Here is an 11,634-nt window from a genome sequence, read left to right on the forward strand (position 1 = left end):
TGTTGGGGCTGCCGATGACGTCGCGACCTGGAGACCGGAGAACGTCTTCACCGCGGCCGCAAGGTTCGCAGCGACACCGCCGGCGTCCTTGATGCTCGCACCGTTCGGAAGATTGACCCCGGTGATGGCAAGTGCCGAGGTACTCGTGTGGGTCGACGCGACCGTGATGCGGAAGTTGAGCGCGCTCGTTCCGGAGCCGCCCACATAGGTGGCGGTCGCGCCATTGTTGAGCGACAGCGTCGGCGTGCCCGATACCGCCACGGCCTCGTTGAAGCCGAGTGTCAGCGTGACCGTGTCTCCGACGTGCTCGGTGCCGGTTCCCGGCGAGGCCGTGGCCTGCGTCACCGCCGGCAAGATCGGATCGATCTGGAGCCCGGAGAACGTCTTCACCGCGCCCGAGAGGTTCGCCGCAACACCGGACGCATCCTTGATGCTCGCGCCGCTCGGAAGATTGACCCCGGTGATGGCGAGCGCCGAGGTATCCTTGTCGGTCGAAGCGACCGTGGTGCGGAAGGTGAGCGCGCTGGTGCCAGAGCCACTGACATAGCTGGCCTTTCCGCCGTCATTGAGCGACAGTGTAGGCGTGCCCGTGACGGTCACGGCCTTGTTGAAGGCGACCGTCAATGTGATGGCATCGCCGGCATGCTCGGTTCCCGTTCCCGGCGAAGCGGCGACCTGAGTCACCGCCGGCTGGACCGTCGGCGTCGTCGGGGTCTGGGTCGATGACGTCGTCGAGGGAGTGACGTTGGCGCCCGTGACGGTGTCGCCGCTGCCCGCCTTCTGATAAAGCTGAACCCCGTCGATCAGCATTTGCATCGACGATGGGGTCGAACCATCCAGAGCCGTATGCCACCCGCTCGCGTTGTCATTCGCGACCCCCAGGTTCATCATCAATTGCATCGGCTCATTCGGGATCGCGACCTGGGCGCTGGTCACTTGCGCCATCTGTTTGCCGTCCAGATACCAGGTGATCGATTCACCGGGCACCCAGTTGATGCCGTAAGTGTGGAAGCCGCCCGTGAGGTCGATGCCGCTGTCGATAGTGTCGCCGACCCACCCTGATGGCCCGTGGAGGTGCCAGGAGAAGTTGTTGTCAGCCGACCCCGAACCGGTAAATCCACCCTCCTGTATGTCGAGCTCGAAATTGTCGCCGCTGCTGCCCGCGCCATCGCCGGGCATCAGCCAGAGGCCTGGCCATGCGCCGTCGCCGCTCGGCGCCTTCATGCTGATCTGAAGGTAGCCGCCGTTGAATTCAAAGTTGCCATAGCTGCTGACGGCGCCGGACGTGATCGGGAATGTCTGTGACACCCCACCCTGATTTACGCCGTTGATGGCCTGTTTGATCGCCGTGAGATCCAGGTACCCGTTGCTCACCGACACCTGGCTCGGCATATCGTAGTCGGCATTATATGGGCCGCCCGGCGTGCTTCCTCCCGACCCATTGCTATTCCATGCCCAGCCGTCGGCGGCATTGCTGGTGATGTAGGTATTCCAATCGCTGCCGAGCGTCGTGCCGGAGAAGTTTTCCTCGTAGACGAGGTCGCTGGAAGTATAGCCTGCGGGGGCGGAAAGAGTCATTCCGAGATCCTTCTTTGGCGCTGAAAAAAAATAGAGAACTCCACTGCCGCGCATCGCCAAGCTGCGCGACATGTCGCCTGCTCGCAGTCAGGCACTGCGAATGGATTTCAAAGTAACTGAGGTTTGGAAGGCCTCGCACTAGACATATTGTCGAGCGAGCCTAACGTCGAACGCATCATCGGTGGCGGGTTTTGTCGACGGGAATGCTCACATCTCGCCCGGCGGGAGCACAGCCAAGCATGCCTTGTAGTATAAGCACGGTAGATCCTTGGTTCATTGCGTCTTTTTTGTTTTAATTCGACCCGCGCACCCAAGCAAAACGCAGGCATTTCCGCTTCTTAACTTATTCACTCACATCGTTTTGTACCTGCATGAATTGATCATTAAGGATGATGTACGTGACGTCGGCGACCCTACCACGATTTGCGGCGAGAATGAGGCTGGCAGAATGCCTGTTAACAAATTACTAACATAACTTATTAACACATTCTAATATGGAAAGTGATCGAACGGCCGCACTGGAACCGCCTTCCCGACGTCCTGCCAAACCGTGTCCGTTGGCTGAAAATGTTGCGCAGCTTGGGTTCGAGCGGTCGTTCGCATAGTGGAAGGCTGGCGTCATCGGGCGCCGCGCCGACGGCACCAGACAGGCCGTTCACTCGCGACCCCAACGTGCCTGCATAGCGATCATGGCGTTCAAGATCTGGGTGGCACCAGGATGCGTTTGGGCGGCTTGTTGAAATGGCTGAAACGTGGCCCTGGTGCGCGAAGGGGTTTCGTCGCCGCGGGACGGCCCCGTGGATTGTCAGATCTGAGCCGCGCAACCAGTCGCCAAAGCTCCACCTCGTGGCCGTCTGCTAACTGCCTGGCGTGCTCTTGCGCCGCGCCGTCGTCCGTGCAGGCAAGGTTGACCCCGCCCATGAACTGGCCGCGTTCGTCCAGAACGTAGAGCCGATAATGGGGCATCGCCTGTTCTCGATCAGGATTGCCAGCCCGTCTCGGCGCTAGCTGGATTTGCATTGAAGCCTCCAGCAGCGCTGCGCCGCTGTCGCCGATCGCTCCACTTTTGTGTACTCGCAAGACAAAGACGCTGCATGACGACATGCCCGAACATGGAATGGATATCCTCCGCAATTTGCATGTCATTCACATTGACCCAGACCACATGTTGGGCGATCTGCCGGAGCGTGCCTCCGCCGAATCCGCAAAGGCCTAACGTAACTGCGCCATGATCGTTGGCGTATCGAACGGCGCGCAGAACGTTTTCCGAGTTTCCGCTTCCCGATATTGCGATGACCAAGTCGCCCTCGTTCAGGATGTTCTTCAGCTGCTCGACGAACACATCCTGGAAAGAAACATCGTTCGCGTATGCAAACGTAAGGCCCACATTGTCGACCAGCGTCCGGCCACGAAACGGGCGCTTCGTGGAAAGATGGATGCTCTTGTTCCAGTCCGTGATGAAATGCAGCGCCGTGAGCGAACTGCCACCATTTCCAAGCGTGATTATCTGCTTGCCATCCTCCTGTGCCTGCGCGACCAAGGCCACTGCATCATCGATGCTTTGGTGGTCCAATGAAGCCAGGACGATCTCGAGTTTCTTGAAATAGCCTTGAGCACTGCCGCCAACATTTTCTATTGAGCGGGCTCCGATGTCGGTTGATTGATTACTGCCGCCAAAATGTTTCATTGGGTGGACTCCGATGTCGGTTGATAGTGAACGATGCGGCTCCCGGCGAAGTCGAACTTGACAGGGAAGTGCTTTAGGTCCCCTAGGGCCGCTTTGATGGCGTCGTGGCGATCGAGAGGTGCGAAGAACATGAGAAAACCTCCTGCACCTGCTCCCAGCAGCTTGCCGCCCGTGGCACCCGCCCGCATTGCGGTCTGGTACCAGTGATCGATTGCATCGTTCGTGATTTCCTCAGAGAGGCTCTTTTTTAAGAGCCAGTTCTCGTGGAGGATTTCGCCGAAGGCGTCGAGGTTGCATCGATGTAGTTCATCACGAAGCTGATAGGTGAGCCCGACCATCCGCCTCAGCGCTTTGCGCTTGTCCGGCGCTTTTGCGATCCCCTCCGACTGGCGTACGAGAATGTCCGAAGCACTGCGAGTAATGCCGGTGTAGAACATGAGAACTTGCTTCTCGATCGAAGCGATGAAATTACGCGGGCATATGAGCGGTGACACCGAAACGCTGTCATCGCAGTGAAACTCGATGAGATTCAATCCGCCGAAGGCGGCGGCGTATTGATCCTGCCTTCCAATGGGCGCGCCACAAAGTTCGATCTCGATGCAACAACTATCGGCACCGAGCTTTGCCTTGGAGACATATTGCCCCCGGAACGCGTTCAGCGCGTGCAGAAGGCCAACCGTAAAAGCGCTCGATGATCCAAGTCCGGTTCCCTTGGATGGAATATCGGCAATAGTCGTTATTTCAACGCCCCCGCATATCCCAAGGTATCCCATCGTCGCCCTGACAATCGGATGCTGGATATCCTCAACGCTATCGACCTCTTCCGTTTTGGAATAAGCGATTCGAGTGCCGTTATCGAACTTGCGGTTCACATTCACGTAGACGTACTTGTCGATAGCAACACTTAGGACGGCGCCGCCTTCCTCCCGATAGAAGGCAGGCAGATCGCTGCCACCTCCCACGAAGCTCACTCGAAGCGGCGTCTGGCTGATAATCATCCCACGGCCTCAATCAGCTCGATCGCCCGCAATCGGACACAATGGTTGGCGCGCGCCCGCGATGCCAGAACGATTGGTGTCTCGTCCTCCTGGCGGGAGCTGTAGATACGCGCTGCAGCCTCCCGATCCACGCCTCGACGCGAGTATTCCCGCGTTACTCGGTACCTCCTCAGCTCCTCATCGATATCAACGAAGAATGTGTGTGCACGACCGGGCAAAACCACATCGGACAGCGAAAGAGCGACGGATCCTTCCACGACCAGGACGGTTTCCGGAGAAATGCTTATCTTTTCCGATCTTGGATGCGATATGCGGCTCAGCTTTTCGTAGTAGGGCAGATCGAGCGTCTCGCGAGAACGAACGCCGACCAGGCGGCTTAGAACCTTCCTGATCTCGTTCATGTCGTAGCGACCCATCACCGTTGCTTTGCGATCGGCGGCGGACCGTATCCAGCGATCAAGGGCAACGACTTGTGCATCAATGCCGCGGCCGCGAAGCACCTCGGCGATAGCGCTGGAAAGGACACTCTTTCCGCTCCGGGAGAGCCCTGCCACGAAACACACATCACCCGGCTTCACATGCGCGATCAGATCAGATGCCGTGTCGACCAAGGTCGGGTGAACGGTGAGAATGAACTTGGCAGCCTCGAACAAGTCTGGGACGGTATAGTCGGGCATGACATGATACTTGCTGTCCAGCCCGCCCGCGCCCGTCTCGACCAGAATCGATCTGATGCCGGACCGTTTTGCGAGTGCGACGTCGGCAGAGGAATCGCCGATGACCCAGGATTGTCTGCGATCGATATTGAACGCCTCGACCGCCTGGTCGACCAACCCGGTGGCGGGCTTGCGGCATTCACAGTGGACCTTTAGCGCTTCAACCTCGCCGGCAAAGCCGCGGTCTGGATGGTGCGGGCAGTAGTAGATGGCATCGACAAAAGCCCCGTGGCGGCCAAGCTCGGTCTCCATCTTGTTATGGATCATCCGCAAGTCTCGTACAGAGCATCCTCCTCTCGCCACAACGGGTTGGTTGGTGACGACGATTGCCCGGTATTCGGCCTGGTTGAAACAGGCGATCGCGGCCGCGGCCCCCTCGATCAGTTCGAAGCGTTCGGGACGATCGATGTGCCCATAGTCGACATTGATGCACCCATCCCTGTCCAAAAATACTGCTTTCTGCGGAGAAGCGAGTGAAGCTCGGGCTATGCGGCCGGAGGCAAGGTCGGCGCAGGCCTTGTCAAGTCTCGCCGGGGTTCCCGCGTCTTTTATGTACTCAGGGCTGCTATAGCTTCTGATCTCCGCGCCGGCCCGAAGCATTTCAGGAAAGAGATCTTTGCCAAAATCCAGCGGAGTTGCCGCGGCGCGCCACGGGTACAGGGCTTGTCTTCGAATGTAGTAAAGAGCCGCGCTGACTTTGTTGGGATAAAAGCAACCGGGATCGTGTGGATAAGGATGGAACGCGGCAACCACGCCATCTTCCGACGTTTCGATCAGATCGGAATCTTGCGGGTGATCATTCGGATGGGTGAAAACAGTTGCGGCTGCTGCCTTGTGTTTTTCATGGAAGCACTTGAAGCGGGTGAGATCGACGTCGAGCATCGTGTCGCCGTAGATGGTGAGGAAGTCGTCGTCGAGCAGATGCAAAACAGACAGAACCGCTCCGGCAGTCCCGCGAGGTGCACCGTCATCTACACAACGAACGTCAATCCCCCAATTCCCGCGCTGAGTGCAAAATTCCACGATCTGCTCGGCTGCATGGTTCACCAGGATCAAGATCCTCTCGATCCCGTGTTGCTTGGCGAGGAGGATTTGATGCTCGAGAAGCGGCGTGCCACCAATGTTGGCCAGCGACTTGGGCAAATCACCGATCCGGCCCCTGAGCCGTGTCCCCAGACCACCCGCAAGTACCACGGCTTGCATCACGGGTGTCCTTCCTGCCGCACGATTTCCACGACGGCTTTTCGGACAGCGTCGGCCGATCCAAGCTGGGGCCGCCAACCGAGTGCACGGAGCTTTGCTACGTCATAGGAAAACCGGGGAACATCCCCCGTCCAACCGCGATCTTCAAATCCGTATTCGATCCCCGCGCCCGGTGCGACGGCCTCGACGGTCGTTTCCGCTATGAAGCTGACGGTTACCCCTTTGTCCTCGGGGCCGATATTGTAGCAGCCAAGCCGCTCGGATGCGTTTGCACGCAGGTAGACGATCGCATCGATCAGGTCATTGACGTGAAGATAGGCCTTCCGTTGCCGGCCCGATCCCAAGACATTCAGCTTGTTTGGTGTGATCTTCAGCTTTCTGACGAAATCCAGAATGACGCCATGTGTTGCCGGAACGCCGATCACGTTCGGAAAGCGAAAAATCAAGGCCCGCGCCAACCAATTCTCGACGGCTGCGCTGATTAGCGCTTCCGATGCGAGCTTCATGGCGCCGTAGTTGGAAATCGGCAGCAGCGGCCCGACATCCTCTCTGATCGGAGCCTCCCCCAAATCGCCGTACACGGCTGAGCTGGAAGCGAAAGCAAGGAACGGAACCTCTGCCGCCTTCATTGCGTCCAACACGTTGAACGTCGTCAGAAAGGTATCGCGCAGATCGACAAAGGCATCGGCGATTCCTGCGGGAATGTCTGAATTGGCAGCCATGTGCCAGACTTCGGAAATCGGAATGCGACCGTGACAATTCAAAAATCGGGTTCTCACCGCAGCCGCGTCTGAGAGATCCACTTTCTCGAAAAAGAACCTCTCATGCGAGAGAAGTCCGTTCAGGTTTTCCCGAGAGCCTCGCGACAGATTGTCAAAGCCGAAGACCGGATATCCGCGGTCAACAAAGATCCTTGCAAGCCTGCTTCCTACAAAGCCGGCCACTCCCGATACGAAGATGGCGCGCGGTTCACCCAATCGGATTGCCCCTTACCTCTTGTGCGCAAGCTTTCGCGCCACAAGTCCTCCGGATTCTGCAATGACTTCCGTTTGCAAGCCTTCACCGCCGGACAAACAGGGAATTCGACGGGGGCTCGGCGTTAACCTCTGCGCTCGTCTTTGAGGTCATGCGTCTCTTGCGTCTTTGTGAATCATTGCATGGTTTTCTTCGATCCGCGATTATTCCTCGGGGGTAGCCCCATTTTGCTGATCCGGACTGAATCGCATCGCGCCCGCCTGTGCGGCGACGCTGCCGCGGATCCTTGCGATCGTGCCGGCCGCAAAGTTTCGCCGTTTGCGTCTCTTGGCGGATCGAACCGGCCTTCGACTAAGAATACCGACGCAATGCCCCGGATGAGGGGCGGTCGCCATCCAGCGAGAAGCTCCGAAACTCGATACCGAGTTGCCTGAGCCGCTCTACGCCGGGAACCGCACGCGCCGGGCGCACGAGCCCGAGGATGGAGTCGGATCGGAAGGGCAGGGGGACATGCAGGGCCTCAGCTGCCTTGAGCGCGCCACTGACAAACTGCCAGGGCACGGAGACGGCGTGCAGTGTTCTGCCTTGCGATGCGGCGATCTCGTTCATGAGCCGTCGGAACGGCACCGGTTCGGGGTTGGCCAGCCCTACCGGTTCCAGCAGGGGCATGTCCGACTCGGCAATTCGCACCATGGCGGTTGCCATGTCCGCCTCATGCACCATGAACTGATGGGAGCGCGCCCCGATCAGGGGTGTGACCGGCAGCGTGGTGAGCTTGCGGAGCGCGCCTGCCATCCCGCCCCAACCAGGGCCGTACACCAGGCCGAGCCGGGTGGAGACAGCTCCCAGACTGCCGGCGGTGCGTTCGCAGGCCAGCTTCGCCTGACCGTACAACTGTTGGGTTCCCTCCCAGGCGGACATCGAGGAGATGAAAATGACCCGGCGAACCCCCGCGTCGACCGCATTGCGGAGGAGGTGCTGCGAGCCGGACACATTGGTGCCCCACACATCGCCGGCGCTGACGAGGGTCAGGTCCCATGCGCCGTGGATGAGCACATCCAGGTCGCTGAATGCTGCTCCCGACAGTGGGCTTTTGATCTCGTACGGGCGCCACTCAGTGACGCCGGCGGCAGGCCCGGAGGTCACCCGGTTCGAACGGGCGAACGCGATGACCTCATGCCCTTGTTCGGCGAAGGCGGCACGCAGGATGGTCCCGACATATCCGTTCGCTCCGGTGATACCGACCCGCATCGAACGCTTAAGCCATCAGCTGCATCGCTTCGCGAGCGATGCGATGTGAATTAGCCATCACCGTCAGGGTAAAGGTGGTTGCCGGAACACTTGGGAAAACCGACCCGTCGATGAGATGGATCCGGTCCCAGCGCGCCAGCCGCCCGAGGCGGTCTGTCGTCGCACTCCCGGAATCCGGCTCATTGGCGTGAGGAAAGCTGCCGCCAAAGTGGTAGCTCTTGGCTCCGCCCGACCATAGCATCTGCGGCGTGACTGGCCACAAGTCCAGGTAAGGTGCCGCTTTGCGGATCCGCCTTATTACGTCAGGCAGCATCGGAGGCACACATTTGCCCCTGACCCTGGCCTTGCTGAAGCCCTCCGAAGTGATGGTAATCTGGGGAAGCTCGTCAGGAGCTGCTGCGGACAGCTGGGCGCTCACCCGGATCTTAGGTGATGCCCAGGACGGCAAGTAGCCCAGGCCTACCGTCAACCGGCTGAGCAGCCGATCGGTCGCGAAGGCGGCGGCGCGGTGTTTGAGGAACCCGGGAAGCGCATCGTAATATGCCTGGTTGAACGGGTAGAAGTGAATCTGTGAAACATCCAAGCCTTCGTCGTCCCGGGCGATGACCATGGTGAACTGGTTGAGTGTGAACTCGCGCCTTGCACGTGGGTCGGGGGTTGGCTTCATGGAAATCATTGGAAGAACGAACTGAGCAGATTCCGAAAGATGTACCGGCTGGTCCGACCTGAGCGAGCCTAGCATCAGCCTTGTGGTCCCGATTGCTCCGCAGCCCACGAAGACCCGGTCGGCCGTGAATCGCTGGATATGGCCGCTCGACAGTTCCCGGGCGTGCACGACGGCCGTGTCGCCATCCTGTTCGACTCGCACCGCGAGCAACCCGCTGCGGTAGTCGATCCTCCCGTTTCGCCGGAAGCGATCGAAGCTGTGCGAGGCCGAGAAGATCAGCGACCGTGGGCACCCGGTCATGCACAGGCCGCAGAGCTGGCATTCGGGGGCAGCGAAGGCGAGCCGGGCGCGGCCTATCGTTATGCCGGTCGAGCGCACTCGCTCGCGGTGCCGGTGGTAGTTGGCCAGGACCATCTGTGTCCGCGGCGCCAGCGGCGGAAGCGGGTCCGGGGATCCGATGAGCGGAAACCACTCCTCGAGATCGTCGGACTCTCCAGCGAAAGGAATGTGACCCAGGATCGTCCGATAGTGCTCTTCCATATCCGAGAAGTCGACCGGCCATCCCTTGAACGTGGCGGCGCTGAAGGGCATGATTTGGGCCCCCCAGACATTGCTGAACCCGCCGTAGGCGCTCGATATGACCGCCGGGTTCACTCTGCCCACGGAATGGACGCCGTCGAGCTGGCCCTTGTTGGCAAACGGGAAATCGGATCCGTAGCTTCTCTTTTCAGGCAGCGAGTCGGACTGGACCCGCTTGGGCTGCAGGCTGACCCGGCGGACGTCCTCCTCATCCCAGTCGTCGACACGCAGCCTGGACAGCCTGGCTATTACCTCCTGGGTCTCCGCGTCCAGCACGGTGCCCGGATCGAACACGGTTATCTTCTCGTCCGGTTTTTCGGACAGCGCCAACACGGCGGCGGCTGCAGCCGGACCCGACCCGATGATTAGCGAAGACGGCATCTACTTCCCACGTCTAATGCCTTGCGCGGCTGCGTCCAGTATCTGCTTGTTGGCCTGTTGGCGCAGCCGGCGCAGGCGGCGCAGCAGCGCGATCCGGCCGGTGACATGGCCTGCCGCGGCAAGACCCACGCCAACGATTATTGCCGCGCATCGCGCCAGCCCGTGGGCGTCGCCCTTGGCCGCTTGCAAAATCTCGCGCGGAACGCCCCTGGTCAGCGCGTGCCAGACGAAGCGGGTCTCGGCACCCAGTGTGGCGGCGTCGCCCATCTGGGCAAAGGCCTCGACTTTCCCCTTGTTGACGAAGAAGCAGCGGCGCCAGAAGTACTTCCAGGTCGGCCGTGAGGCGGGCACAAAGTGGCGGACGGTCGCCCCCGGTTCATAGATGACTGCCTCGCTGCCCTTGATGTGCGCCACGCGGTGGCACATGTCCATGTCGTCGTGATGGTCGGAATGGAACCCTCCCACCTGCTCGAGGAGGGTCCGCCGCACCGACATGTTGGCTCCGATGAGGTGGGCCAAAGGGCCTCGGCTGGTCGGAAGGCCATCGTAAGCACATCCGAACACCCAGTCGAACTGTAGAGGGAACCAGCCCGGGCGGCCAACCTCGAACACCGGAATGGGACGCCCGCCGACGGCGCCGATGCGCGCGTCCTGGTACGGGGCGGTGAGAACCTCGAGCCAGTCCTTGTCGGCCGCCGCATCGTCATCCAGGAACGCCAGGATCTCTCCGGCAGCCGTCTCGGCTGCCGTGTTTCGGGCCGACCCGAGATGCCCGTCCCATTTGTTCTGGATCACCCGTATCGGGGGGGTGGATGCAGCGAAGTCAGCCCATTGGGCGGCACAACGGCGGAACAGGGGCTGGTCGACGCATACGATGATCTCGCAGGGCTGCAATGTCTGCTCCTGAGCCGAGGCCACCGACTTCAGCAGCAGTGCCCACCTGTCCGCAGTGTAGGCACAAATAATTACTGAGATCGTAGGGGGGCGGCGTTCGCTGCTGACGCCATCGTCGGACTGCCCGGTTTTCGATCGCGGCTGACCGGTTGTGACAACGTCAGCGCCGCAAGCGAGACCGATATTCGGGTTCCGGAGGTGGCCCTCTTGGCCAACGCCAGTCGACGGATAGGATTGCGCAAGCTTCAGAATACGCATCTAGGATTTCTCCCGACTTGAGCTGCCAGTTTCTGTCCAAACTCTTGGATAGGGGTGCGATGGTCCTGGTTTGAAACGCCAGGCCTCACGCACTGGATCCGGCCTGCCCGGAGGGCGGTTCTCGCCACGGAAGATCACCAGGGCCCGCGTGCGCGGCGGGTCTGGCGGCGCACCGGCGTGACGCAAACCACCTCGCGTTACGCAGTCCGTATTTTGTCCGTTTCCGGTCGACAATCATCCCTCCACGTGACTCCTGTCGCAGGCACAGCGCAAGCGCCCCGAAGGACTACCCCTTCTGACCTCGCACAGGCGAGCGTCGATCGGGCATAGTAGTGCCTGGCCGCTTCCAGCCGCTCGAGTGGGGACCCGTGCTGTCAGCCATCTCCCAAATCAAATGTTCGGCGAGTCTCCGAAACCGCAGCGGGTGGAAACCATCCTTGCGCTGCG

General features: G+C 60.3%; 8 protein-coding genes. All 8 read right to left on the minus strand.

The features are described from left to right. Nucleotides 1-1,650 (minus strand): glycoside hydrolase family 16 protein (locus EN780_RS01585; protein WP_133372569.1); only part of this gene is annotated, 1,650 nt, incomplete at its 3' end. A 907-nt stretch (nt 1,651-2,557) separates the two neighbouring features. Then, a complete protein-coding gene (locus EN780_RS01590) occupies nt 2,558-3,265 on the minus strand; it encodes an SIS domain-containing protein (protein ID WP_128271741.1) in 708 nt (235 codons plus the stop codon). Next, entirely contained in the window at nt 3,262-4,263 is a 1,002-nt protein-coding gene (locus tag EN780_RS01595) for a GHMP kinase (RefSeq protein ID WP_127285299.1), read from the minus strand. The genes EN780_RS01590 and EN780_RS01595 overlap by 4 nt, the downstream gene beginning before the upstream one ends. Then, entirely contained in the window at nt 4,260-6,182 is a 1,923-nt protein-coding gene (locus EN780_RS01600) for an HAD-IIIA family hydrolase (RefSeq protein ID WP_127390825.1), read from the minus strand. Before EN780_RS01600 ends, EN780_RS01595 begins: the two co-directional genes overlap by 4 nt. Then, nucleotides 6,182-7,159 carry an NAD-dependent epimerase/dehydratase family protein gene (locus tag EN780_RS01605; protein ID WP_210215015.1) on the minus strand — a complete coding sequence of 326 codons (978 nt, stop codon included), beginning with the start codon at nt 7,157-7,159 and terminating at the stop codon, nt 6,182-6,184. The genes EN780_RS01600 and EN780_RS01605 overlap by 1 nt, the downstream gene beginning before the upstream one ends. Before the next feature lie 349 nt (nt 7,160-7,508). Further along, the gene (locus EN780_RS01610; protein WP_127285302.1) at nt 7,509-8,408 is read right to left on the minus strand and encodes an NAD(P)-dependent oxidoreductase; all 900 of its coding nucleotides are present in this window, start codon (nt 8,406-8,408) and stop codon (nt 7,509-7,511) included. A 7-nt stretch (nt 8,409-8,415) separates the two neighbouring features. After that, nucleotides 8,416-9,987, minus strand: coding sequence for a GMC oxidoreductase (locus EN780_RS01615; RefSeq protein WP_210214085.1), 1,572 nt, complete (start codon nt 9,985-9,987; stop codon nt 8,416-8,418). Between the two features lie 48 nt (nt 9,988-10,035). Continuing rightward, complete coding sequence (locus EN780_RS01620; protein WP_128271745.1) at nt 10,036-11,187, minus strand: glycosyltransferase; 1,152 nt, start codon at nt 11,185-11,187, stop codon at nt 10,036-10,038. Nucleotides 11,188-11,634: the final 447 nt, after the last annotated feature.

Source organism: Mesorhizobium sp. M4B.F.Ca.ET.089.01.1.1 (assembly GCF_004022605.1).
Classification (GTDB): Bacteria; Pseudomonadota; Alphaproteobacteria; order Rhizobiales; family Rhizobiaceae; genus Mesorhizobium; species Mesorhizobium abyssinicae.